The 23,857-nt window shown below is 72.6% G+C and carries 20 protein-coding genes and 1 pseudogene; 12 read left to right on the top strand and 9 right to left on the bottom strand.

Annotated features, from left to right (window positions below; translation table 11 throughout):
- Positions 1-72: 72 nt before the first annotated feature.
- From AQJ58_RS17525 to AQJ58_RS17510, 4 genes are read right to left on the bottom strand one after another with little or no spacing between them, the layout of a single operon-like run.
- The gene (locus tag AQJ58_RS17525; protein ID WP_420712159.1) at positions 73-555 is read right to left on the bottom strand and encodes a MarR family winged helix-turn-helix transcriptional regulator; all 483 of its coding nucleotides are present in this window, start codon (positions 553-555) and stop codon (positions 73-75) included.
- Positions 552-1,310 carry an energy-coupling factor ABC transporter ATP-binding protein gene (locus tag AQJ58_RS17520; RefSeq protein ID WP_067251179.1) on the bottom strand — a complete coding sequence of 253 codons (759 nt, stop codon included), beginning with the start codon at positions 1,308-1,310 and terminating at the stop codon, positions 552-554. Before AQJ58_RS17520 ends, AQJ58_RS17525 begins: the two co-directional genes overlap by 4 nt.
- Positions 1,298-2,059 (bottom strand): cobalt ECF transporter T component CbiQ, encoded by a 762-nt coding sequence (gene cbiQ / locus AQJ58_RS17515; protein ID WP_067251176.1) that lies wholly within the window; start codon positions 2,057-2,059, stop codon positions 1,298-1,300. The genes AQJ58_RS17520 and cbiQ overlap by 13 nt, the downstream gene beginning before the upstream one ends.
- A 4-nt stretch (positions 2,060-2,063) precedes the next feature.
- Positions 2,064-3,110, bottom strand: a complete 1,047-nt coding sequence (locus tag AQJ58_RS17510; RefSeq protein ID WP_067251174.1) for an energy-coupling factor ABC transporter permease — start codon at positions 3,108-3,110, stop codon at positions 2,064-2,066.
- 193 nt (positions 3,111-3,303) lie between these two features.
- On the opposite strand from AQJ58_RS17510, the gene AQJ58_RS17505 reads away from it, so the two are divergent.
- Positions 3,304-3,663, top strand: coding sequence for an SsgA family sporulation/cell division regulator (locus AQJ58_RS17505; RefSeq protein WP_067251172.1), 360 nt, complete (start codon positions 3,304-3,306; stop codon positions 3,661-3,663).
- A gap of 9 nt (positions 3,664-3,672) precedes the next feature.
- On the opposite strand, the gene AQJ58_RS17500 is transcribed toward AQJ58_RS17505, so the two are convergent.
- From AQJ58_RS17500 to AQJ58_RS17490, 3 genes are all read right to left on the bottom strand, one after another.
- Positions 3,673-5,340, bottom strand: coding sequence for a penicillin-binding transpeptidase domain-containing protein (locus tag AQJ58_RS17500; protein ID WP_067251170.1), 1,668 nt, complete (start codon positions 5,338-5,340; stop codon positions 3,673-3,675).
- A gap of 172 nt (positions 5,341-5,512) precedes the next feature.
- Complete coding sequence (locus AQJ58_RS17495; RefSeq protein ID WP_067251169.1) at positions 5,513-7,132, bottom strand: penicillin-binding transpeptidase domain-containing protein; 1,620 nt, start codon at positions 7,130-7,132, stop codon at positions 5,513-5,515.
- Between the two features lie 153 nt (positions 7,133-7,285).
- Positions 7,286-9,061: a dolichyl-phosphate-mannose--protein mannosyltransferase gene (locus AQJ58_RS17490; protein ID WP_067251167.1), complete on the bottom strand. Its 1,776-nt coding sequence runs from the start codon at positions 9,059-9,061 to the stop codon at positions 7,286-7,288.
- Positions 9,062-9,167: 106 nt separating this feature from the next.
- Between AQJ58_RS17490 and rsmI the strand changes: the two genes are divergently transcribed.
- From rsmI to AQJ58_RS17460, 6 genes are all read left to right on the top strand, one after another.
- Entirely contained in the window at positions 9,168-10,040 is an 873-nt protein-coding gene (gene rsmI / locus AQJ58_RS17485; protein ID WP_234360075.1) for a 16S rRNA (cytidine(1402)-2'-O)-methyltransferase, read from the top strand.
- A 589-nt stretch (positions 10,041-10,629) separates the two neighbouring features.
- On the top strand, positions 10,630-11,028 hold the full coding sequence (locus AQJ58_RS17480) for a hypothetical protein (RefSeq protein WP_067251163.1): 399 nt from the start codon (positions 10,630-10,632) through the stop codon (positions 11,026-11,028).
- A 99-nt stretch (positions 11,029-11,127) separates the two neighbouring features.
- Positions 11,128-12,036 (top strand): TatD family hydrolase, encoded by a 909-nt coding sequence (locus AQJ58_RS17475; RefSeq protein ID WP_067251161.1) that lies wholly within the window; start codon positions 11,128-11,130, stop codon positions 12,034-12,036.
- A 120-nt stretch (positions 12,037-12,156) separates the two neighbouring features.
- Positions 12,157-13,536, top strand: coding sequence for a resuscitation-promoting factor (locus AQJ58_RS17470; protein ID WP_067251159.1), 1,380 nt, complete (start codon positions 12,157-12,159; stop codon positions 13,534-13,536).
- Positions 13,537-13,569: 33 nt separating this feature from the next.
- Complete coding sequence (gene rsmA / locus AQJ58_RS17465; protein ID WP_067251158.1) at positions 13,570-14,511, top strand: 16S rRNA (adenine(1518)-N(6)/adenine(1519)-N(6))-dimethyltransferase RsmA; 942 nt, start codon at positions 13,570-13,572, stop codon at positions 14,509-14,511.
- Positions 14,508-15,401, top strand: a complete 894-nt coding sequence (locus AQJ58_RS17460) for a 4-(cytidine 5'-diphospho)-2-C-methyl-D-erythritol kinase (protein WP_067251156.1) — start codon at positions 14,508-14,510, stop codon at positions 15,399-15,401. The genes rsmA and AQJ58_RS17460 overlap by 4 nt, the downstream gene beginning before the upstream one ends.
- A gap of 13 nt (positions 15,402-15,414) precedes the next feature.
- On the opposite strand, the gene AQJ58_RS17455 is transcribed toward AQJ58_RS17460, so the two are convergent.
- Positions 15,415-16,044 (bottom strand): Uma2 family endonuclease, encoded by a 630-nt coding sequence (locus AQJ58_RS17455; protein WP_067251154.1) that lies wholly within the window; start codon positions 16,042-16,044, stop codon positions 15,415-15,417.
- Between the two features lie 147 nt (positions 16,045-16,191).
- Between AQJ58_RS17455 and AQJ58_RS17450 the strand changes: the two genes are divergently transcribed.
- The 5 genes and pseudogenes from AQJ58_RS17450 to AQJ58_RS44440 form a co-directional block, all read left to right on the top strand.
- Entirely contained in the window at positions 16,192-18,000 is a 1,809-nt protein-coding gene (locus tag AQJ58_RS17450; protein WP_067251152.1) for an ABC-F family ATP-binding cassette domain-containing protein, read from the top strand.
- Between the two features lie 166 nt (positions 18,001-18,166).
- On the top strand, positions 18,167-19,894 hold the full coding sequence (locus tag AQJ58_RS17445; RefSeq protein WP_067251150.1) for an outer membrane protein assembly factor BamB family protein: 1,728 nt from the start codon (positions 18,167-18,169) through the stop codon (positions 19,892-19,894).
- A gap of 85 nt (positions 19,895-19,979) precedes the next feature.
- On the top strand, positions 19,980-22,049 hold the full coding sequence (locus tag AQJ58_RS17440) for an outer membrane protein assembly factor BamB family protein (protein ID WP_067251149.1): 2,070 nt from the start codon (positions 19,980-19,982) through the stop codon (positions 22,047-22,049).
- Between the two features lie 258 nt (positions 22,050-22,307).
- A complete protein-coding gene (locus AQJ58_RS17435) occupies positions 22,308-23,012 on the top strand; it encodes a helix-turn-helix transcriptional regulator (RefSeq protein WP_079078994.1) in 705 nt (234 codons plus the stop codon).
- Positions 23,013-23,251: 239 nt separating this feature from the next.
- Positions 23,252-23,476 (top strand): annotated as a pseudogene (locus AQJ58_RS44440) (dihydrodipicolinate synthase family protein); the annotation flags it as partial.
- Positions 23,477-23,483: 7 nt separating this feature from the next.
- Here the strand turns inward: AQJ58_RS44440 and AQJ58_RS17430 are convergent.
- Positions 23,484-23,852, bottom strand: coding sequence for a hypothetical protein (locus AQJ58_RS17430; RefSeq protein WP_067251145.1), 369 nt, complete (start codon positions 23,850-23,852; stop codon positions 23,484-23,486).
- Positions 23,853-23,857 lie beyond the last annotated feature (5 nt).

Here is a 23,857-nt window from a genome sequence, read left to right as displayed (position 1 = left end):
GCCGGTAGGTCTGTGGGTGCGGCAGGGGGTGGTAACCGCGGGTAACGCCAGCTCGTGCGGGCCGTCGCGGGCCTAGCGCGCGCGGCCCGCCGCGCCGTGGGCGCGTTCCGCGAGGCCCCAGAGCTCCTCGCGCAGACGGGCGACCTCGGCCTGCTCCAGGCCGGTCGCGGTCATCAGGGCGCCGGGGACCCGGGCCGCCCGGCCCCGCAGCTCCTCGCCGCGGCCCGTGCAGGCGACGAGGACCGTGCGTTCGTCGCGCCCGGAGCGCTCCCGGCGCACCAGGCCGGCCGCCTCCAGGCGCTTGAGCAGCGGCGACATCGTGCCGTAGTCGAGCCGCAGGGCCGACGCCAGCTCCTTGACGGTGGTCTCGCCGCGCTCCCAGAGGGCCAGCAGGACCAGGTACTGCGGGTAGGTGAGCCCCAGCTCGTCCAGGACGGGCCGGTAGGCGGAGGTCACCGCGCGCTGGGCCGCGTACAGCGCGAAGCACAACTGCTCGTCGAGCAGCGGCGTACGCTCGGCCGTCCGGTTCTCGTCGGTCACGTGCCCATTCGTCACGCACCCATTGTGACCGAGCGCGGGTCGAACCCGAAGGGCAGCTCCAGTCGATGCGCGTTCATCAGGGACTCGTCGGCGAGGAGTTCGCCCGTGCGGCCGTCCGCGGCGATCACGCCCTCGCTCAGGATCAGCGCCCGCGGGCACAGTTCCAGGGCGTACGGCAGGTCGTGCGTGACCATCAGGACGGTCACGTCCAGGGAGCGCAGGATGTCGGCGAGCTCACGGCGCGAGGCGGGGTCGAGGTTGGAGGACGGCTCGTCCAGGACGAGGATCTCCGGCTCCATCGCGAGGACGGTGGCGACGGCGACCCGGCGGCGCTGGCCGAACGACAGATGGTGCGGCGGGCGGTCCTTGAACTCCGTCATGCCGACCCGTGCGAGCGCACGGTCCACGCGCTCCTCCAGTTCCGCGCCCTTCAGTCCGGCCGCGGCCGGACCGAACGCCACGTCCTCGCGGACCGTCGGCATGAACAGCTGGTCGTCCGGGTCCTGGAAGACCAGGCCGACCTTGCGGCGGATCTCCGCCATGTGCCGTGTGCCGACGGGCAGTCCGGCGACCGTCACCGTGCCCGCCCCGCCGGTCAGGATGCCGTTGAGGTGCAGGACGAGGGTGGTCTTGCCGGCGCCGTTCGGCCCGAGCAGCGCGACCCGCTCCCCGCGCGCGACGCTGAAGTCCACGCCGAACAGGGCCTGATGGCCGTCGGGGTAGGCGAAGGCGAGGCCGGAGACCTCCAGGGAAGCAGTCACAGCGTCCATCCCACCACGCAGACGACCAGGGCGGCGACCGGCAGGGCGAAGGCGTACGACCACTGCGCCCGGGACGCCGTCACCTCGTCGATCACGGGCATCGAACCGGCGTAGCCGCGGCTGACCATCGCCAGGTGCACCCTCTCGCCGCGTTCGTAGGAGCGGATGAACAGCGCGCCCGCCGACTTGGCGAGCACGCCCCAGTGCCGCACGCCGCGCGCCTCGAAGCCGCGTGACTCGCGCGCGATCCGCATCCGCCGCATCTCGTCGGTGATGACATCGCCGTAACGGATCATGAAGGAAGCGATCTGCACGAGCAGCGGGGGCAGCTTCAGGCGCTGCAGGCCCAGGAGCAGCTCCCGCAGCTCCGTGGTGGCCGCCAGGAGGACGGAGGCGGCGACTCCCAGGGTGCCCTTGGCGAGGACGTTCCAGGCGCCCCAGAGGCCGTTCACGCTGAGCGACAGCCCGAGGACGTCCACCCGCTCGCCCTCCGCCACGAACGGCATCAGCACCGCGAACGCGACGAACGGCACCTCGATCAGCAGACGTTTGAGCAGGAAGCCGGCGGGCACGCGCGCGTGCCGGGCGACCAGCGCGAGCAGCACGGCGTACAGGCCGAACGCCCACATCGCCTCCCGGGGGGTCGACACGACGACGACCACGAACGCGAAGACGGCGGCGAGCTTGGTGTGCGGCGGCAGGGTGTGCACGGGCGAGTGGCCGTGCCGGTAGAGCCGGTGCGCGTGTCCCGCTCCCATGCCGTCAGACGTTCTCTACGGCGGTGGGGGCGGCGTCCGCGCCACGGCGCCGGCGCACCGCCCAGAACACCGCGCTGCCCGCGACGACGGTCACGCCGACGCCGATCACGCCCGCGAGACCGCCGGACAGCCGGGCGTTCGTGACGTCCTTGACGCCGTAGCCGGCGAGCGGGGAGTCCGCGTTCGCGTGGTCCTCGGCCGTGCGGTCGATGCCGTGGTCGGCGGCGACCTTCTCCAGGCCGTCGGGGTTCGCGGAGGCGTAGAAACTGACGAAGCCCGCGAGGACCAGGGAGGTGACCAGGCCGGTCACCCACAGCGTGCGCCGTGAGGTGCGCGCCGCGACGGGCGCCGGGTGCGCGGGCACGTCGACCAGCTCGCCGTCGACGCGCAGCTTGAGCCTCTGGTGCAGCCCGCGCGCGCCGTACACGAGGTCCGGCCGTACGGCGATCACGGCGCCGACCGTCAGCGCGGTGATGGTGGCCTCGCCGAGCCCGATCAGCACATGGACGCCGACCATCGCGGTGGCGACCTTGCCGATCGCCACGTCGGTGGTGCCGCCGATCGCGTACAGCAGCGTGAAGACCACGGCGGCGGCGGGCACGGACAGCAGGGCGGCGGCGAAGGAGGCGACCGTGACGGAGCGGCGGGTGCGCGGCAGCACCTTCACCAGGCCGCGGAAGACGGCGTACGCCACGACCGTCGTCACGACCGCCATGTCGGTGATGTTCACGCCGAGCGCGGTCAGCCCGCCGTCGGCGAAGAGGATGCCCTGCATCAGCAGCACCACGGACACGCACAGGACCCCGGTGAAGGGGCCCACGAGTATCGCGGCCAGCGCGCCGCCCAGCAGGTGGCCGCTGGTGCCCGCCGCGACGGGGAAGTTCAGCATCTGCACGGCGAAGATGAACGCCGCGACCAGCCCGGCCAGCGGGGCCGTCCGCTCGTCGAGCTCACGGCGCGCGCCGCGCAGGCTCGCGGCGATGGCGCCGGCGGCGACGACTCCGGTCACCGCGGAGGTCGGGGCGTTGATGAATCCGTCGGGTACGTGCACCTGTCGATGATAGAGGCTTAATGCGAACGGTTCGCAAGAGCGAGGCGCTTGTCCGTCGTGACGCTTTCTCCGTCGTATCGCACAGGTGAGATAAATCTTCCCTAAGGGGCGCATTAGGGAAAATATGCGACATTGGAGGGGGAGCTGGCCACCGGATTCCCCCCTGGGTCACGCAGCGTGAGAGGGTCGGCCGATGTCCGTAGTCGAGCAGTACGCGCGAGCCCACATCGTCACGGACGCCGACCTCGTCGAGGAGGAACGCGACGCCGTCCCTGTCGTCCTGCGCTACGACCCCGAGGACGATCCGCGGTCCGTGCGGGTGGGGCTGCCCGACCGGCACGAGTGGACGTTCTCACGGACCCTGCTGGAGCAGGGGCTGCGGGCGCCGGCCGGGACGGGCGAGGTCCGGGTGTGGCCGCTGGGGCGGGTGCAGGCGGTGGTCGAGTTCCACTCCTCGCAGGGCGTCTCGGTGGTGCAGTTCGACTCCCAGGCACTGCTGAGGTTCCTGCGGCGGACCTACACGGCGACGGCGGGGGAGCCGGTGGCGCGGTGACGGGCGCGCTCAGCCGCCCGTCCTCAGCAGCGCCGCCACGATCGGGCCCGCCGTGTCCCCTCCGTGGCCGCCGGCCTGCACCACGCCCGCTGCCGCCAGGTCGCCCCTGTAGGCCGTGAACCAGCCGTTCGGCTTCGACTGGCCGTCGACCTCCGCCGAGCCGGTCTTCGCGCCGTAGTCCGGGCCGAGGCCCCTCATCGCCTCGGCGGCGGTGCCGTAGGCCGCGGTGTAGCTCATCAGCTCGCGCAGCTGGGACAGCGTGGACGCGGACATCGTGCGGGAGGCCGTGGCGAGCGTGCGGTGGTCGACCGACGGGGAGACCAGGTACGGCTGGTGGAAGGTGCCCGACTTCACCGTCGCCGACACCGACGCCATGTTCAGCGGGTTCATCCGCACCCCGCCCTGGCCGATCAGGGAGGCCGCCATCTGCGCCGCCGACTGCACCGGTACCGAGCCGTCGAACGACGGGACGCCGATGGCCCAGTTGTTCATCGACAGGCCGAACACCTGCTGCGCCTGCCGCGTCAGGCTGTCGTTGTCGAGCTCACCCGCCTGGCTGATGAAGGCCGTGTTGCAGGAGCGCGCGAAGCTCGCCTTGAAGGTGCCGCCCTTGATCTGGAAGTCGTCGTCGTTGTGGAACTTCCAGCCGCCGTAGGTGAACGTCTTCGGACACGGGTGCACCTTGTCCGCCGACGCCAGCTTCTTCTCGATGAGCAGCGACGACGTGACGACCTTCATGGTGGAGCCGGGCGCGAGGGAGCCGTTGAACGCGGTGTTGAAGCCGTGGCCGGTGTTCGCCACCGCGAGGATCTCGCCGGTGGACGGGCGCAGGACGACGACCGACGCGCGCGCGGTCTTCGCGACCTGCTGCTCGGCGGCGGCCTGGAGGGTCGGACTGAGGGTCGTCCGCACGGTGCCCGGCGTGCCCTTGCTGAACTCAAGGAGCGTCTTGTCGGAGGCCTTCTTCGCCTTCGACGCCTTGCCGCGCACCACCCGCAGCTCCACGCCCGCCGTGCCGCCCGCCTTCTTGCCGTACTTCTCGCGCAGCCCGTCCAGCACCGTGCCCAGGGACGGGTAGCGGGCCGTCGTGATCTCGCCGCCGTCCCGGTCGAGCGCCCTGACCGGGGGGGTGCCCGCCTCGCCGGTCACCAGGGTGTCCCCGTCGAGGAGGTCGGGGTGGACGACGGAGGCGTGCCAGGCGACGGTCGCCCGGCCGTCCTTCGCCCGGCGGACGACGGTCAGCGCGCTGTCGTACGAGAGCGGCTTGGTGATCTTCTCGTAGGTCACCGTGCCCTTCACCTTGAAGGCGACCTTGTCGCCCGTGCGGCGGCCGGCGGTGAGGGTGACGTCCGAGACGCGAGCGTCCTTGGTGTAGTCGGTGAGCAGGGCGGCGGCGGCCGCGGAGTCGTCGGTGGCGGCCGCCGCCTTCGCGACCGCACCCTGCTGCCAGGCCGTGAGGAACGTGCGCGCCGCGGTGGTCACCTCGGTCTGCGACAGCGGCCCGGTCTTGACGACCGGCTTCAGCCGGGCCCCCGCGGCGGAATCGGCCGCGGCCCCGCCGCCGTAGAGGGCGTAGACGCCGATCCCGGCCCCGCCGAGGACGACGGCGACCATGCCGCCGACGACGGCGGGCCGCCGCTTGCCGCGCCGCTCGTCGACGCGTCTTCTCTTGCCCACAGCCTGTGATCCTCCGGATCCCCAGGGGGCTCCCCTTGCCCCAGTGCCCTCGTTGCCCTCACTCACCCCAACGACGGCAACCACCCTAGAGTCCCGTGCTGCGGGGGTGACGTCACGTGTGACGTCAACCACCCACCTGTTACCGACCTGAACCAGTGGGTTCGGCCCGCCGTCACCCGGCGCGCAGCACCTGCGCGACGAGCGGGCCGGACGCGTCCACGCCGTGGCCGCCGTCCTGGACGAGGGCCGCGGCGGCGACGTCGCCGCGGTAACCGGTGAACCAGCTGTCGGACCTGGCCTGGCCGTCGACCTCCGCGGAGCCGGTCTTCGCGCCGTAGTCGGGGCCGAGCCCGGACATCACCCCGGCGGCGGTGCCGCTGGTCGCGGTGCGGTTCATCATGGCGCGCAGTTGCGCCACGGTGCTCGCCGACAGCCCACGCGCGCGTGCGAGTGCACGGTCGTCGAGGCTCTGCGGCACGATCACCGGCTGCCGGAAGGAGCCCGTCATCGCGGTCGCCGTCACCGAGGCCAGGTTCAGCGGGTTGATCTGGACCTGGCCCTGCCCGATCAGGTTGGCCGCGGTGTCCGGGCCGCCGGAGGCCGGGACCGAGCCGTCGAAGGACGGGATGCCGGTCTTCCAGTCGAGGCCGATCCCGAAGCGGTTCTTCGCCTCGTCGGTGAGGGAGTCGACCTTGACCTCGTCGGCGAACTTCACGAAGGCCGTGTTGCAGGAGCGGGCGAAGCTCGCGGAGAGGGTGGCGTTCTCGTCGGCGGGCATGTTCTTGATGTTGTGGAAGGTCTGGCTCTGCCACACGGCTTCGGCGGGACAGGGCGCGGGCCCGTTCGCCGTGGTGATCCCGTTGTCGATGAGGGTGGCGGCGCTGACGATCTTCCATGTGGAGCCCGGGGCGACCTGGCCGAGGAATGCGGCGTTCCAGCCGTCGGTGCGGTTGTTCGCGACCGCCAGCACCTCGCCGGTGCTCGGCTTGACGGCGACCACCGAGGACTGCGGGTACTTCCTGACGGCCTTCTCGGCCGCCGCCTGCACGCGCGCGCTGAGCGTGGTGGGCAGCTTGCCCGGCGTGCCCTTCGCCAGGGCCAGCAGCGGGGTGTCGGCGGTGTCCGGGGCGGCGTGCCGGATCGCCAGCTCGACGCCCGGGGTGCCGCCCGCCTTGGCGCCGTACTTGGCGCGCAGTTCGTCGAGGATCGGGCCGAGCGAAGGGTACGTCTCCTTGGTGAGCACCGTGCCGCCGCGGTCGACGGCCTCGATCGGCGGGGCGGAGGCGTCGCCGGTGACCAGCGTGTCGTCCATGTCCTTCAGCTGCGGGTGGACGACCGAGGGCTGCCAGTCCACCAGCGCCTTGCCGGTGGTGACCCCGCGCACGACGGTCAGCTCGCTCTTGTAGGCGAGCGGTTTGCTCCTGCCCTCGTAGGACACGGTCGCCCGCACGCTGAACGGCACGGTGTCCCCGCTGGCGGCGCCCGGAGTGATCTTCACACCGCCGATGTGGGCGGTCCCGCCGTACGCGGTCAGCAGCGGCTCGGCCTTCTCCGCGTTGTTGGTGAGCGCGGCCGCGGCCGTCGCCTCGCCCTTCTCCCAGGCGGCGAAGAACTTCGTGCTGGTGTCCTTCACCTCGCCGCTGCTGGGCGGCCCGGTCCTCACGGGCGCGGGCCCGCCGCCCCCCGCGCCCCCGCTCAGCGCGTTCACGATGTTGAAGGCCCCGTACCCGGCCCCGCCCACCATCACGACGAACACCGAGCCCACTATGGCCGCCTTCGCCCCCTTGCGCATGTGCGAACCCTCCCCGTCGACACCCTCCCGGGCGTTTTCTGAACGCGTTCAGAAACCTCTGTCTTGGCTCACGGTAAGCCGAAAGGGAGGCGCGTGGGGCGGTAGTTTCCGCAATCGTTAGCGGGGGTGCTCAATCATGTATGTGAACGTCGGCTACACCCACGTATCGATCCACATCCGCGACCGCCACTGGTCGATCGGGATCGACGTGCCCGTGAACAGGGGCCAGAAGTAGATGAAGTTCCAGGCGATCAGGAGGACCAGGACGCCCGCGCCGGTCGCACCCGCCACCCGGCGGGTGTCCGTGGAGTTCGGCGGGCCGATGATCGCGCCGAGCATCATCGCCACCGCGAGGCACAGGAAGGGGAGGAAGACGACGGCGTAGAAGAGGAAGATCGTGCGCTCCTGGTACATGAACCAGGGCAGGTAGCCGGCCGCGATGCCGCAGGCGATCGCGCCCGCGCGCCAGTCGCGGCGGAAGAGCCAGCGCCACAGGACGTAGAGCACCGCGAAGCAGGCGGCCCACCACAGCAGCGGGGTGCCGATCGCGAGGACCTCACGGGCGCACTTCTCGCCCGCGTCGGCGGGGCAGCCGTCCGTGCCGGGGGACGGGGACTCGTAGAAGTAGGAGACCGGGCGGCCCAGCACCAGCCAGCTCCACGGGTTCGACTGGTAGTTGTGCGGCGAGGTGAGGTGGGTGTGGAACTCGTACACCTCGTGCTCGTAGTGCCACAGGCTGCGCCACCAGTCCGGGAACAGCCACGTCCAGCCGCCGCCCTTGCCGTCGGTGGCCGCCCAGTTGCGGTAGTAGCCGCCCGAGCCGTCGGTCGGTGAGAGGATCCAGCCCGTCCAGGACACCAGGTAGGTGACCAGGGCGACCGGGACCGTCGCGAGGAAGGTCAGGCCCGTGTCGTGCCGCAGGACCGCCCGGTAGGGGTGGCGGGCGCCGGCCACCCGGCGCGAGCCCACGTCCCAGAGCAGGGTCATCAGCAGGAACGCGGCCATGATGTACAGCGCGTTCCACTTGGTGCCGATCGCCAGGCCGAACATCAGACCCGCCGCCCAGCGCCAGGGGCGCGGCCCGAGGCGCGCGGTCTCCGCGATGTGCGCGTCCGGGCGGACCCGGCCGTCCGCGTCCGGCGGCAGGGCCGCGGCGAGCCGCGCCCGGGCCCGGTCGCGGTCGATCACCAGACAGCCGAACGCCGCCAGCACGAAGAACATCAGCACCCCGTCGAGCAGCGAGGTGCGGCTCATCACGAAGGCCAGCCCGTCCACCGCCATCAGCGCGCCCGCGAGACACCCGAGGAAGGTGGAGCGGAAGATGCGACGGCCGATCCGGCACAGCAGCAGCACGGACAGCGTGCCCAGCAGCGCCGTCATGAAGCGCCAGCCGAACGGATCGAAGCCGAAGACCAGCTCGCCCAGCCCGATGACGTACTTGCCGACCGGCGGATGCACGACGTACGCCGCGTCGGTGGGGACCGCGACATGACCGCCCGAGGAGAGGATGAGGTCGTTGGCGTTCTTGTCCCAGTTGACCTCGAACCCGCGGTGGACGAGCGCCCACGCGTCCTTGGCGTAGTACGTCTCGTCGAATATCACCTTCTTCGGGTTGCCCAGGTTCCAGAACCGCATGACGCCCGCCACCAGCGTGACCAGCAGCGGACCGCCCCAGCCCGACCAGCGCGCGACCCGGTCCGCCCACACCGGCGGCAGCCCCAGCGTCTGCCACAGCCGGGGGCCGGGCCGCGTGTACGGCGGCACCAGCCGCGCCCGGACGTCGGCGGCGGGCTCGGCCGCGTACCCGAAACGGCGCAGCCGCTCCCGCCACGACGACGGCCGCCGGTCGTGCGGGTCGTCGTGCGCGGTCGCTGCGGGCCGGTGGTCAGTGGAGCCCGTGGAGTCCGTGGAGGACGCGGTACTGGTCACCGCGCCATCGTAGGGAACAGGGCTGTGTGAGTCCCGTGCATGGGTCCAGTCGGCCGGTCATGCCGGGCGTCACCCGGGGCACACGGCGCCTGCGAGGATGGGGAGCGTGACAGACACGCCCGCTCTCGCGCCCGGAACCCTCGTCCTCGCCGGCACCCCCATCGGTGACGTCTCCGACGCCCCGCCGCGGCTCGCCGAGGAACTGGCCGGCGCCGATGTCGTCGCCGCCGAGGACACCCGCAGGCTGCGCCGGCTGACCCAGGCCCTGGGGGTGACGCCCAAGGGGCGGATCGTGTCGTACTTCGAGGGCAACGAGTCGGCCCGTACGCCCGAGCTGGTGGAGGACCTCCTGGGCGGCGCGCGCGTGCTGCTCGTCACCGACGCGGGCATGCCGTCGGTCTCCGACCCGGGCTACCGGCTGGTCGCCGCGGCCGTCGAGCGGGACATCCGGGTCACCGCCGTGCCCGGCCCGTCCGCCGTGCTCACCGCGCTCGCCCTGTCCGGGCTGCCCGTCGACCGGTTCTGCTTCGAGGGGTTCCTGCCCCGCAAGGCGGGGGAGCGGCTGTCGCGGCTGCGGGAGGTCGCCGAGGAGCGCCGCACCCTCGTCTACTTCGAGGCCCCGCACCGCCTCGACGACACCCTCGCGGCGATGGCCGAGGTGTTCGGCGCGGACCGGCGGGCCGCGGTCTGCCGTGAGCTGACCAAGACGTACGAGGAGGTCAGGCGCGGTCCGCTGGACGAACTCGCGGAGTGGGCGGCCGAGGGGGTGCGCGGGGAGATCACCGTCGTCGTCTCCGGCGCGCCCGAGCGCGGCCCCGAGGAGCTCGACGCGGCGGAGCTGGTGCGGCGGGTGCGGGTGCGCGAGGAGGCCGGAGAGCGCCGCAAGGAGGCGATCGTGGCGGTCGCGGCCGAGGCGGGACTGCCCAAGCGCGAGGTGTTCGACGCGGTGGTGGCGGCGAAGAACGCCGGGGAGCTGTGACAGCGGGGGTCAGGCGGGCGTGAGACGGCGGGCGCCGGGGGTTGCTGAGGCTGCCCGCGCCGGGGTTGGTGAGACTGCCGGCGCCGGGGTTGGTGAGGCTGCCCGCGCCGGGGGATTGGTGAGGCAGTGGGCGCCGAGGATTCGTGAGACTGCCCCTGCCGGGGGTTCGTGAGACTGCCGGCGCCGGGTATTCGTGTGGCAGCGGCCGTCCGGGGGCCCTGGGACGGCGGGCGCCCGGGGGCCGTGGGACAGTGCGCGGCGCGGGTCCGTGAGGTGGCGGGGGCCGGGGGTCCGTGACAGTGGGTGACGGGCGTGCCGTGACGTACGGTGAGCGGTCGCCGTGGCGTCGGGGGAACGCGGTGCGGCCTGCCGCGTATCGTCTCTGTGAACGCGCTCACACCCCCTCTGAGCAGGGCGCATGTCGGATGAGCGTGCGCCCCATGTGCGGGCAAAGCGGGCCGGTGCTTGGGGCAAGGGACGCCCAAATCGCCTTCAACACTGCACAGATCGGGTGCGCTTCGGCCGGTGCGAGGCATCCACTGGATGACGGGACGTGACACGTCCCTCCAGCGGACAACAGGAGCTGGCCATGAGTGAGATCACAGGGCAGACCGGCCTTCGCCACGGGGCGACCGGCGTGGTCAACGAGTCGTATTCCTTCGCCTGCATGCGCTGCGGGCACGGCTGGGAGCAGTCGTACGCGATAGAGCACCACATCGACGCCGGCGGGCACGAGTTCGTGCAGTACGTGGCGGACGGGCGCGTCGTGCCGTCCCCGCTGAGCCGGCCCGCGTGCCAGAACTGCGACGGGCACGTGGTGCGCATCATGCGGGCCGGACAGGTGTCGTCGGTGCAGGGCGCGGCCCGCCGCTCCCGCCCGGTGCCCCCGGCGGGTCCGGTGGAGGTGCCCGAGGCGCCGGCGCAGACCAGGGAACCCCATCACTGGCACCTGTCCGACCTCCTGCACCCCTTCCGCAAGGCGAGCTGAGCGGACGGCGAGCCGGGCGCACGGCAGCGAGCGCGCCCCGGGCCCGCGGTGGCGGACCGCGGGCCGGGGCGGGGCGTGCCCCTTCCGTAGGATCGGGGCATGCCTTCCTCCAGCGACAAGAACGCGGCGCCGCCGCTGCCGGAGCCCCTGCGGGTGCCGGTCGCCGACTCCCACACCCACCTCGACATGCAGTCCGGCACGGTGGCGGAGGGCCTCGCGAAGGCCGCGTCGGTCGGGGTCACGACGGTCGTCCAGGTCGGCTGCGACATCAAGGGCTCCCGCTGGGCGGCCGAGACGGCGGCGGCGTACGAGAACGTCCACGCGGCCGTCGCCCTGCACCCCAACGAGGCGCCCCGCATCGTGCACGGCGACCCTGGGGGCACCTCCCAGCCCCCTGGGGCTGGGGGAGGCTGGTCCCGGCAGGGCGCGCGCGAGCCGGGGGGCGCGGCGGCGCTCGACGAGGCGCTCGCCGAGATCGACCGCCTGGCCGCACTGGGGCACGTCAAGGCCGTCGGCGAGACCGGGCTGGACTACTTCCGCACCGGTCCCGGGGGCAAGGAGGCGCAGGAGCGTTCCTTCCGCGCCCACATCGAGATCGCCAAGCGGCACGGCAAGGCCCTCGTCATCCACGACCGCGACGCCCACGCCGACGTCCTGCGGGTCCTGAAGGAGGAGGGCGCCCCCGAGCGGACCGTCTTCCACTGCTACTCCGGCGACGCCGAGATGGCGGAGATCTGCGCCCGCGCCGGGTACTACCTGTCCTTCGCCGGCAACGTCACCTTCAAGAACGCCCAGCATCTGCGCGACGCCCTAGCCGTCGCCCCCTTGGAACGGGTCCTGGTCGAGACCGACGCTCCCTTCCTCACCCCGGCCCCCTACCGCGGCCGGCCCAACGCGCCCTACCTGATCCCCGTCACGGTCCGCGCCATGGCCGCCGTACGGGATCTCGACGAGGACACCCTGGCGACGGCACTCGCGGCCAACACCGCACGCGCGTTCGACTACTGACGGGGTCGCGCACCACCCGAACACAACGCTGGGTAGCTGCGCCGCTTTGGAGAGTGACCGTCTCTCCGCTAGGTTCTGGGGGCCCGATCTGGACCCCCAGGACCCCTGGAGCATGTCGGCGTGAGCACCTCGCAGCAGTACTACGAGCCGTACGGCGGCGGCGACACGTACGTCGACCTGCACAACGCGCAGACCGTCGCCCACGGCGTGCACACCGGCCCCGAGACCGGTCACGCCCCGCACCGGCCGCCGTACGACGACACCTACCGGCCCGCCTACGAGGCACCCCGGCCCCCCGGCACGCTGCGGTTGCCGGGGCCGTTCCTGCCGCAGCAGGGCCCGCCGGTGCCCGCGGACGCGGCACGGCGGGCCGCGCGCCGGCGCCGGGCACGGCCCGCCGAACGCCCCGACTCCGCCCTGCGCCGCCTGCTCCCGCAGGCCCTCGTCGTCGCCTTCCTGGCCGGCGGCACCACCGCGTTCGTCGCCGAGGACAAGGCCGTCGAGCTGACCGTCGACGGGCAGGCGCGCACCCTGCACACCTTCGCCGACGACGTCACCGAACTGCTGGCCGACGAGGGCGTGCCGGTCGGCGCGCACGACGTCGTGGCACCCGCCCCGGGCACCGCCCTCAGCAGCGGCGACGAGATCGAGGTGCAGTACGGGCGGCCCGTACGGCTCACCCTGGACGGACACCGGCACGACGTGTGGACGACCGCGCGCACGGTGGAGGCGGCGCTCGAACAGTTCGGGGTGCGCGCGGACGGCGCGTACCTCTCCCTGGCGCGCACCCGGCGCATCGGGCGGGAGGGGCTCGCGCTGGACGTGCGCACCGAACGCTCCGTGACGGTCCTGGCCGACGGCCGGGCCCGCACCATCCGCACCAACGCGGCCACCGTGCGCGAGGCCGTCGAGCAGGCCGGGATCACCCTGCGCGGCGAGGACACCACCTCCGTGCCGGCCGGCAGCTTCCCGCGCGACGGGCAGACGGTGACCGTGCTGCGGATCACGGGAAGCAGGGAGGTACAAGAGGAGCCGATCCCGTTCGCGGTACGGCACACCGAGGACCCGGCCCTCTTCCGGGGCACCGAGGTCGTGGAACGGGCCGGACAGCCCGGCCTGCGGCGCATCACCTACGCCCTGCGCACCGTCAACGGGGTCCGGCAGAAGCCGCGCCGGACCGGCACCGAGGTGGTGCGCCCGCCCCGGGACCAGCTCGTCAGGGTCGGCACGAAGCCGCTGCCGACATCGGCGCGGGGGGCCGACGGCCTGAACTGGCCGGGACTCGCGGCCTGCGAGTCCGGCGGCCGGCCCGACGCGGTGGACCCCTCGGGGACGTACGGCGGGCTGTACCAGTTCGACAACCGCACCTGGCACGCCCTCGGCGGCAGCGGCCGCCCCCAGGACGCGTCGGCGGCCGAACAGACCCTGCGCGCCAAGAAGCTCTACGTACGCCGGGGCGCCGCCCCCTGGCCGCACTGCGGGGCTCGGCTGCACGGGTGAGGACCGCCCGCCCGGCCCCCGTACCCTTGTCCCGTGAGCAGCCCCACCCCCGACGCCCTCCTCGGCCCCGCCGACATCCGTGAACTCGCGGCGGTCCTCGGCGTGCGCCCCACCAAGCAGCGCGGCCAGAACTTCGTGATCGACGCGAACACGGTCCGCCGTATCGTCCGTACCGCGCAGGTCCGCCCCGACGACGTGGTCGTCGAGGTCGGCCCGGGGCTCGGCTCCCTCACGCTCGCCCTGCTGGAGGTCGCCGACCGGGTCACCGCCGTCGAGATCGACGACGTCCTGGCCGCCGCCCTGCCCGCGACGATCACGGCGCGCATGCCACAGCGTGCAGAGCGGTTCGCGCTGGTGCACTCCGACGCGATGCACGTCACCGAGCTGCCCGGCCCGGCCCCCACCGCGCTGGTCGCGAACCTCCCCTACAACGTGGCCGTGCCCGTCCTGCTGCACATGCTCGCCACCTTCCCGAGCATCGACCGCACCCTCGTCATGGTCCAGTCCGAGGTCGCCGACCGCCTCGCCGCCACGCCCGGCTCGAAGGTGTACGGCGTCCCGTCCGTCAAGGCGAACTGGTACGCCGAGGTCAAGCGAGCCGGTGCCATCGGCCGCAATGTGTTCTGGCCGGCCCCGAACGTCGACAGCGGGCTCGTCTCGCTCGTCCGCCGCACCGAGCCGCTGAAGACCGAGGCGTCCAGGGCGGAGGTGTTCGCCGTCGTCGACGCGGCCTTCGCCCAGCGGCGCAAGACCCTGCGCGCGGCGCTCGCCGGCTGGGCGGGTTCGGCGGCGGCGGCCGAGGCGGCGCTGGTCGCGGCCGGGGTGTCCCCGCAGGCGCGCGGCGAGTCGCTGACCGTCGAGGAGTTCGCCCGGATCGCCGAGAACAAGGTCTCCGAGAGCCAGGTCGCCGAGAGCAAGGACTCCGAGAGCAAGGACTCCGAGCGCACGGCCTCCGAGAGGGAGAACGCAGAGTGAGCGTCACCGTCCGCGTGCCGGCCAAGGTCAACGTCCAGCTCGCGGTCGGCGCGGCGCGCCCGGACGGCTTCCACGACCTGGCGAACGTGTTCCTGGCCGTCGGCCTGTACGACGAGATCACGGTGACCCCGGCCGACGAACTCCGCGTCACCTGCGAGGGCCCGGACGCCGCCCAGGTCCCCCTGGACCGCACGAACCTCGCCGCCCGCGCCGCGCTCGCCCTCGCCGAGCGGCACGACCGTGACGCCCGCGTCCACCTCCACATCGCCAAGGACATCCCGGTGGCCGGCGGCATGGCGGGCGGCAGCGCGGACGGCGCGGGCGCGCTGCTCGCCTGCGACACGCTGTGGGGCATCGGCGCGCCCCGCGGTGAACTCCTCGACATCTGCGCCGAGCTGGGCAGCGACGTCCCGTTCAGCCTGGTCGGCGGCGCGGCCCTCGGCACCGGGCGCGGCGAGAAGCTGACGCCGCTGGAGGTGGGCGGCACCTTCCACTGGGTGTTCGCGATGGCCGAGCGGGGGCTGTCGACGCCGGCCGTCTTCCGTGAGTTCGACCGCCTCGCCGAGGGGCGGGACATCCCCGAGCCGGTCGCCTCCGAGGCGCTGCTCGACGCCCTGGCCGCCGGTGACCCCGACGCGCTCGCCGCGACGGTCTCCAACGACCTCCAGCCCGCCGCGCTCTCCCTCTTCCCCGAGCTGGCCGACACGCTGGCGGCGGGACGCGGGGCGGGCGCGCTGGCGGCGCTGGTGTCGGGCTCGGGGCCGACGACGGCCTTCCTCGTGCGGGACCCGGGATCGGCCGGGACGGTGGCCGAGGCCCTGCGCGCGTCCGGCACCTGCCGCACGGTGCGGGTGGCGACGGCGCCGGCGGCGGGGGCGACGGTGCGCTGAGGTCCGCTCCGCCTCAGAGTTCGTCGATGGCGGTCAGGTCGATGTCGACGGGGTACGGCTTCTCGACCTTGACGCGGTTGTGGTGCATGCCCGCGTGGACGTAGGTCCCGGTCACCGGGTCGAGTTCGTAGACGTGGACGACGGGCTTGCCGGTACGGCCGTACTCCTCGACGCGCCAGAAGTTCTCGATGCCGGCGCGGGCGTATTTGTGGGGCTTGGTCGTGCGGTCGCGGGATTCCGACTCCGGGGAGACGACCTCGATGGCCAGGACCACGTCCTTGGCCTCGAAGCTCGTCTGGTCCGGTCCGGAGACGGCCTCCGAGAGGATCACGCTGACATCGGGCTCGGGACCGTTGCGCTTGTCCAGAACGACGGTCATTTCCCGACCGACTCTGAACTCGCTCGGCAGGTCCTGGCGCAGGCCGGTGACCAACAGGTCGATCACGTTGGCATGGAAACGACGCTGCGGGCTCACGAAGACCAGGCTCCCGTCGATCAATTGGGTGTGCGGCGGGAGATCGGGCAGGGTGAACAGGTCGTCCACGTACCAGCCGTCCGCCGGAGGCACCGGCCACCGTGAGGTCGGCTCGGCGACGGGCTCTGTGGCCTCGGAGATCGGCTCGGCGGTCAAGGTTCCTCCCATGGAGCAAGATCCTGGGGTCTGCTCTTCCACGGTAGCGGCCGTATCCCGATCACGTCATCACAAAGAGTGACGAAACCCTCGCGCCCCGTCCCTCACCCCGCAGGCCCTACGCTAGAAGGCTGACCGACCCCCATGCGCAGGAGAGAAATGGCCGTCAACCTGGTCAATGTCGAGAACGTCAGCAAGGTGTACGGCACCCGTACCCTCCTCGACGGCATCTCGCTCGGCGTGTCCGAAGGGGACCGGATCGGGGTCGTCGGCCGCAACGGCGACGGCAAGACCACCCTGATCCGGATGCTCGCCAAACTGGAGGAGGCCGACTCCGGGCGGGTCACCCACCTGGGCGGGCTGCGCATGGGCGTCCTCACCCAGCACGACTCGCTCGACCCGGCCGCGACCGTGCGGCACGAGGTCATCCGGGACATGGCCGACCACGAGTGGGCGGGCAACGCCAAGGTCAGGGACGTGCTGACCGGCCTGTTCGGCGGCCTCGACCTGCCCGGGTTCCCACAGGGGCTCGACACCGTCATCGGGCCGCTCTCCGGTGGTGAGCGCCGCCGGATCGCGCTCGCCAAGCTGCTCATCGAGGAACAGGACATGATCGTCCTCGACGAGCCGACCAACCACCTCGACGTCGAGGGCATCTCCTGGCTCGCCCGCCACCTGCGGGCCCGCCGCTCGGCGCTCGTCTGCGTCACCCACGACCGCTGGTTCCTCGACCAGGTCTGCACGCGCATGTGGGACGTCCAGCGCGGTGACGTCCACGAGTACGAGGGCGGCTACTCCGACTACGTCTTCGCGCGCGCGGAGCGGGAGCGGATCGCCGCGACCGAGGAGGTCAAGCGGCAGAACCTGGTCCGCAAGGAGCTGGCCTGGCTGCGGCGCGGCGCCCCCGCACGCACCTCGAAGCCGCGCTTCCGCGTCGAGGCCGCCAACGAGCTGATCAAGGACGTGCCGCCGCCCCGGGACAGCAGTGAGCTGATGAAGTTCGCGTCCTCGCGGCTCGGCAAGACCGTCTTCGACCTCGAAGACGTCTCCGTGCAGGCCGGCCCCAAGGTGCTGCTCAAGCACGTCACCTGGCAGCTCGGCCCCGGCGACCGCATCGGCCTGGTCGGCGTCAACGGCGCCGGCAAGACCTCCCTGCTGCGCGCCATGGCCGAGGCGTGGCGCACCGAGGGCGAGACCCAGCCCGCGGGCGGCCGGGTCGCCGTCGGCAAGACCGTGAAGCTCGCCTACCTCTCCCAGGAGGTCGGCGAACTCGACCCGAACCTGCGGGTCCTGGAGGCCGTCCAGCGGGTGCGTGAGCGCGTCGACCTCGGCAAGGGACGCGAGATGACGGCCGGTCAGCTGTGCGAGACGTTCGGCTTCAACAAGGAGAAGCAGTGGACGCCCGTCGGTGACCTCTCCGGCGGTGAGCGCCGCCGGCTCCAGCTGCTGCGGCTGCTGATGGACGAGCCGAACGTCCTCTTCCTCGACGAGCCCACCAACGACCTCGACATCGAGACCCTCACCCAGCTCGAGGATCTCCTCGACGGCTGGCCCGGTTCGATGATCGTCATCTCCCACGACCGGTTCTTCGTCGAGCGCACCACCGACCGGGTGTTCGCCCTCCTCGGCGACGCCACGCTGCGGATGCTGCCGCGCGGGATCGACGAGTACCTGGAGCGCCGCGCACGCATGGAGGAGGCCGCGGCCGCCTCCGCCCCGGCCGCCGCGCCGAAGCCGGCCACGACCGAGAAGAGCGCCGCCGACCAGCGCGCCGCCAAGAAGGAACTCCAGCGGATCGAACGCCAGTTGGACAAGATCTCCGAGCGCGAGACGCAGCTGCACACCCGGATCGCCGACCACGCCACCGACTTCGCGAAGGTCGCCGAACTCGACGCGGAACTGCGCGGGCTGGCCGGGGAGCGGGAGGACCTCGAGCTGCGCTGGCTGGAACTCGCCGAGGACGCGTAGGACTTCACGCGCGCGTGGACCCCGTGAAGGGGGCGTGAAGGCGCATAACAACCGCATCACGGCCCGGTCCTCCCTTGGGTACAGGGGCGGATCCGGGCCGTTTCGGTGTACCGGCCAGGTGATACAAAGGGCTGGCCAAAAATCAGTGACAAGGGGGAAGACGCTGATGGCCCAGCCGCCTGATCAGCCGCCGCAGCAGGGCGGTTTCGGAGCACCGCAGATGCCGCCCCGCCCGCAGGAGGCGCCCGGGTACGGCTATCCGCAGCAGGCGGGACCCTACGGCCCGCCGGCCGCACCGGGACCGTACGGACCGCCCCAGCCGCAGGGGCCGTACGGGCAGCAGCCGGGACCCTACGGACCGCCCGCCGGCCCGTACGCCCCGCAGCCCCAGCCGGGGTACGGCCAGCCGCCCGGCCCGCCCCTGTTCCCCGGCGCCCCCGGCACCCCGCCGCCCGGCCCCGGCTCGCGGGGCCCCTACAAGGGGCGCACCGCGATGGTCGTGGCCGCCGCGGTCGCCGCGCTCCTGGTGATCGGCGGGGTCGTCTTCGCGGTCACCCGCGGCGGCGACGACGGCGGCAAGCCGGTCGCCGACGCGAGCGAGGACCACAAGGGCGCGAGCGACAGCCCGGTCAACCCCGGCGACGGCAGCGGAGACGGCGGTGCCGACCCGCAGGACCTCAACGCGGGCCGCAAGGCGGGTGAGGCCAAGGTGCTCTGGTACAAGGAGGCACCGGACGCCCCCGCCGACGGCGCCGACGCGCCCGGCATGTGGATCACCTCGAAGGTGGCGGCCAAGGCCGCCTACAAGGAGGTCGTCGCGTACGGCGTCGTCGACGGCAAGCCGGCCTGGGACCCCGTCACCTTCCCTCAGAAGATCTGCTCGGTCACCCGCGACAGGACCGCCGACGACAAGATCGTCGTCGCGTACATGAGCGGGGTCAGCGACCGCGCCCAGTGCAACCAGCTCCAGCAGATCGACCTCGCCACCGGCGCCAAGGGCTGGACCGCCAAGGTCGCGGACGGGCAGCTCTTCGACAGCGTCGGCAGCGACATCGGGCTGTCCCTCGCCGGGAACACGCTGGTCGTGGGCCGCTCGCAGTCCGGGGTGGCGTACGACGCCCGCACCGGCAAGAAGCTGTACGACATCGAGAAGTACGGCGACTCCTGCTTCCCCAAGGCGTTCGCGGGCGGGACCCGGCTGGTCATGGTGGCGTCCTGCGCCGCGCTGAAGGCCGACGAACACGTCGAGCTGAAGGAGCTGGACGCGGCCACCGGCAAGGCGAAGTGGACCCGCAAGCTCGACAAGGGCTGGGAGGTCGAGCGGGTGTACTCCCTCGACCCGCTCGTCGTCTACAGCACCAACGACGACAAGAACAGCTGGAACATCTCGACGTTCAAGGCCGACGGCGGCTTCCGTTCGCAGGTCGGTGTCGACGAGGACTTCGACCCGCAGTGCGGCTGGGCGCTCTTCGACAGCGACCTCACCGGCTGCCTGGGCACGGCGGTCGACGCGAACACGCTCTACCTGCCCACCGACGCGAGTGGCTCCGCCAACGAGATCGTCGCGATCGACCTCTCCACCGGCAAGGAGAAGTGGCGCGTGAAGTCGCCCACCGGCGAGCCGATGACACCGATGACGACCGGGAGCGGCAAGCTCGTGGCGTACGTCGAGCCGTCCTCCGACGCGGGCGGGCGCGTGGTGTCCGTCCCGACGGCCGGATCCGCGCACATCCCCGCGACGCTGCTCCGGCTGCCCGCGGGCACGGTCGACCTAGAGAACGGCTTCTCGGGCGGCGACCGCGCCTGGGCCGACGGCCGTCTCTACCTCTCCTCCACCCAGCTGACCGGCGAGGACGACGGGAAGGAGAAGCTGATGCTCGCCTACGGCAGGTGAGCGGACCCCTCCACGCCCTTTCCGTCCCGTCGTCCCCCCGCCGCGCTTCGCCGAGCGTTCCGCCTCCGCCGAGGAAATCCACACCATGACGCAGCCGCCGCCTCCGCCCTCTCCCCCGAACCAGCCCCCGCAGCAGGGTGCCTTCGGCCCGCCCGAACCGCCGCAGGACGCGGCACCGCGGGACGCCGTACCGCAGGCGCCCGCGCCGCAGGACGCCGTACCGCAGGACCCCGCGCCCGCGGGTGCCCCGCCGTTTCGGCCGCCGGAGCCGCCGCCCGCCCCGCCCGAGGGCCCGCAACTCAGCCAGTCGCCCGGGGGCCCCATGCCGCACCAGGCAGCGGTGGCGGACCAGCTCCGGAAGAACGCCCAGGCGTCCGAAGCGTCCCAAGCGGCCCAGGTGGCCCAGACGGCTCAAGCGGCTCAGGCGTCCCAAGGTCCGCAGCCCCAGCCGGCGCCCCAGCCGGGCTACGGGCAGCCGACGCCCCCGCAGCCCCAGCCCGGTTACGGCTACCCGGCCGTCGCGCCGCAGCCCCAGCCCGGTTACGGCTACCCGGCCGTCGCGCCGCAGCCCCAGCCCGGTTACGGCTACCCCGGGGCCGCCCCCCAGCAGCCGTCCCCGTACGGCGCGCCGGGCCCCTACGGGCAGCAGCCCGGCTACGGCTACCCCGGGCAGCCGATGACCGTGCCGATGCAGCCGATCGCGCCCGCCGCCCCGGCGGGCGGGCGGAGGATGAACGCCTCGATGGTGATCATCGTCGCCGCGGTCGCGGCGATCGCGCTGATCATCGGCGGCGGGGTCTGGTACGCGCAGTCCTCCGGCGGCGGGCAGGACGCCCCCACGGCCTCCGGCGGCACCGGCGGCGGCACCGGCGGTGACGACAAGGGCGGGGTCGCCGAGGGCAGCGAGAAGGTGCCCTCCGACCCGGGCGCCAAGGCCCTCTTCCAGCTGCCGATGCCCACGGTCGCCAAGGACGACAGCGTGGCCGTGGACGGCTCCTGGCTGACCGACAAGGCGTATGTGAAGAGCGGGGTCGCCGAGATCGTCGGCTACGACCGAGACAAGGGCACGAAGCTGTGGACGGTGAAGCTGCCCGGCCCGGTGTGCGCGGCGAGCCGCCGGACCAACGACGACGGCCGCACCGCGATCGTGTTCCAGCCGAAGATGCCCCCGAAGGACTCCACCGCCGGCTGCACCCAGGTCGCGGCGATCGACCTCAAGGCGGGCAGACAGCTGTGGACGAAGACGGTCAACTCCGGTGACGCCCTGATCGACTTCGACAACGTGACGGTCAGCGCTAACACCGTCGCCGTGGGCAGCACCGACGGCGGCGCCGCCTTCGACATCGCGAGCGGCAAGGTGCTGTGGGCGCCCAAGACCTCGGACACCTGCTACGACGCCGGCTACGGCGGCGGCGCCAAGCTGGTGGCGGTGCGCAAGTGCGGGGCGTACGACGCGCCGCAGCTGCACATCCAGACCATCGACCCGGCCTCCGGGAAGGTGCTCTCCGAGTACAAGATGGCCACCGACATCGAGTACGTCGGCGTGGTCTCCACGGACCCGCTGGTCGTGGCCGCCGACGTCGGCGACAGCGCCGGTGACGGCAGCGGCATCTCGGACTTCTTCTCCATCGACAACAAGACCGGAGCCCTGCGCACCCGGATCTCCGCGCCGGGCGACGAGTACGCGGCCGAGTGCGACAGCATCGACACACCCGAGGCCTGCACGGGCCTGACCGTCGGCAACGACCGGCTGTACGTCGCGACCGAGCAGCGCGACGACAACGGCGCCCGCGGCAACTCGATCGTCGCCTTCGACCTCGCCACCGGCAAGCAGACCGGCCAGCGCGCCGACTCCGGCACCGACTACACGCTCTTCCCGCTGCGGATGGACGGCGGCAACGTGATCGCCTACAAGGAGCCGCCGTACGACAAGGGCGGACAGGTCGTCAGCATCGACGGCGGCTCGTTCAAGGAGACCACGCTGCTGGAGAACACGGACTCCGAGGACGCCCGGGAGATGGAGAGCGACATGTCCCCCGAGTACTCGGAGATCCTCTACTCCGACGGCCGGCTGTATCTTGCGGACACCTACGCCGACGCCGGCACGGGCGGCGACAAGGGGTACCTGGCGATCGCGTTCGGCACCTCCGGCTGAGCCGTACCGGCCCGTCCGGACGCACGGCCCCGCCCCTGCTCAGGGGCGGGGCCGTGCACTTACCGCTCATCACCCTCGAATGCGAGGAATTTCGACGATCCGGGGCACTTCTCGCCGGTAGGGGGAGCGCAACGTCGAACAAGCGTGTAGCTTCCGGGGGCATGAAGGACGGGGTGCCGGGGGGCACCTTTTGTCTGTTGCGACAGTTCTGCTGTGTTCCGTCTTGTTGTGTTCCGTGGGGGGACTGGGGGGTTGCCGATGGGAGTGCGGCTGATGGTGGTCGACGACCACCGACTGCTCGCCGAGGCGCTGGCCTCGGCGCTGAAGCTGCGGGGGCACCGGGTGCTCGCCGCGGCGGCGCCCGCCGCGGGGGCGGCGGAGCTGGTGATCACCCGGGCGCCGGAGGTGTGCCTGCTCGGGACGGCGGCACCGGCCGAGCCGGGCATCTTCGACCCGGTGGTCCGGATCAAGCGGGAGCGCCCGCAGGTCGCGGTCGTGGTCCTCGGGCCGGTGCCCAGCCCCCGGGGCATCGCGGCCGCGTTCGCCGCGGGCGCCTCCGGCTACGTACGCCACGACGAGCGCATCGAGGGCGTCGAGCGGGCCATCATGAAGGCGAGGGCGGGTGAGGCGGCGGTCGCCCCACAGCTCCTCCAGGGCGCCTTCGGTGAACTCCTCAACCCCGCCGCCCAGCCCGACGACGAGGGGCAGCGGCTTCTGCAACTGCTCACCCCGCGCGAGGTCGAGGTCCTGGTCCGGGTCGCCGACGGCGAGGACACCCGCCTCATCGCGGCCGGCATGGGCATCGCCCCCTCCACGGCCCGCACCCATGTCCAGCGCGTCCTCATGAAACTCGGCGTCGGCTCCCGGCTGGAGGCGGCGGCCCTGGCCGCCCGCACCGGCCTGCTGGACCGCGCGGGCCCACTGCGCCTCGACCGCGCCGACGCCGATCACTCTCACGGGTGACCGCTGCGGACTGCTGACGGGTCGCTGCGGACGGCGCTGCGGGTCGCATGCGGACCGCTCGGCCGCTGCGGACTGCTGACCGGCCGCTGCGGACTGCTGACCGGTCGCTGTGCGGACTGCTGACCGGCCGCTGCGGACTGCTGACCGGTCGCTGTGGGGACTGCCCACCGGTCGTTCCGCACCGCTGGCCGGTCCCGGGGCACAGTCCGGTGCCGGCGCCGGCGCCGGCACCGGCACCGGAAGCCGGTCGGGCCGAACAGGAGCGGCTGTGCGCCCTGTTCGGCATGGTGTCCGTCGGCGACCCGGGCCGGATGGGCGCCGGCTCGGCGGCCCTGGGCGCGTTCAAGACGGCCCTGCGTCTGCGTGGTGTCATCGACTGCCCGGCGACGGCCGAGCCCCAGGTCCCGCTCTCCCCCGAGGAGACCGCGCGCGTGTCCGACTTCCTGGCGCGGGCCGGGCTGCTCCAGCACGTCAGTCGGACGGCGTCCCCTCCGGGGCCGGCAGCGGCGGGGCCGGGGCCGACGCCGGGCGCAGCCACAGCCACACCAGGAAGAAGACGCCGAGGAGCAGCATCCCCACGCCGGTCCAGAGGTTGATGTTGACGCCCTGGGCCTTGTCGATCTCGGCGTCGCTGTCGGTCAGGCCGGTGAGCGTGAGGATGACGCCGTACAGGACGAACAGGCCGCCGATGATGCGGCGCAGGTCGAAGATGCGGGCCGCGGTCGCCGACTTCTGCTCCAGCTCGGTGACCTCGCGCTGGACGTCGGCCTCGGAGTACCCGGCGCGCCGCAGCCGCTCGGCGGCCTCGTGGCGTTCCTCGGGGTCGAAGTGCTCGGACATGGTCT

This window comes from Streptomyces sp. DSM 15324 (genome assembly GCF_001514285.1).
Lineage (GTDB): Bacteria > Actinomycetota > Actinomycetes > Streptomycetales > Streptomycetaceae > Streptomyces.
The sequence above is the reverse complement of the archived record's forward strand: the minus strand, read 5'-3'. Positions and strand labels throughout refer to the sequence as shown.

What these genes read in the sequence shown, in the direction of transcription:
- AQJ58_RS17450 (WP_067251152.1), top strand. Translation starts at nt 16,192, where the DNA reads ATGGCCGTCAACCTGGTCAATGTCGAGAACGTCAGCAAGGTGTACGGC.
- AQJ58_RS17475 (WP_067251161.1), top strand. Translation starts at nt 11,128, where the DNA reads ATGCCTTCCTCCAGCGACAAGAACGCGGCGCCGCCGCTGCCGGAGCCC.
- AQJ58_RS17480 (WP_067251163.1), top strand. Translation starts at nt 10,630, where the DNA reads ATGAGTGAGATCACAGGGCAGACCGGCCTTCGCCACGGGGCGACCGGC.
- AQJ58_RS17440 (WP_067251149.1), top strand. Translation starts at nt 19,980, where the DNA reads ATGACGCAGCCGCCGCCTCCGCCCTCTCCCCCGAACCAGCCCCCGCAG.
- AQJ58_RS17505 (WP_067251172.1), top strand. Translation starts at nt 3,304, where the DNA reads ATGTCCGTAGTCGAGCAGTACGCGCGAGCCCACATCGTCACGGACGCC.
- AQJ58_RS17495 (WP_067251169.1), bottom strand. Translation starts at nt 7,132, where the DNA reads ATGCGCAAGGGGGCGAAGGCGGCCATAGTGGGCTCGGTGTTCGTCGTG.
- AQJ58_RS17445 (WP_067251150.1), top strand. Translation starts at nt 18,167, where the DNA reads ATGGCCCAGCCGCCTGATCAGCCGCCGCAGCAGGGCGGTTTCGGAGCA.
- AQJ58_RS17520 (WP_067251179.1), bottom strand. Translation starts at nt 1,310, where the DNA reads ATGGACGCTGTGACTGCTTCCCTGGAGGTCTCCGGCCTCGCCTTCGCC.
- AQJ58_RS17430 (WP_067251145.1), bottom strand. Translation starts at nt 23,852, where the DNA reads ATGTCCGAGCACTTCGACCCCGAGGAACGCCACGAGGCCGCCGAGCGG.
- AQJ58_RS17435 (WP_079078994.1), top strand. Translation starts at nt 22,308, where the DNA reads ATGGGAGTGCGGCTGATGGTGGTCGACGACCACCGACTGCTCGCCGAG.
- AQJ58_RS17455 (WP_067251154.1), bottom strand. Translation starts at nt 16,044, where the DNA reads ATGGGAGGAACCTTGACCGCCGAGCCGATCTCCGAGGCCACAGAGCCC.
- cbiQ (WP_067251176.1), bottom strand. Translation starts at nt 2,059, where the DNA reads ATGGGAGCGGGACACGCGCACCGGCTCTACCGGCACGGCCACTCGCCC.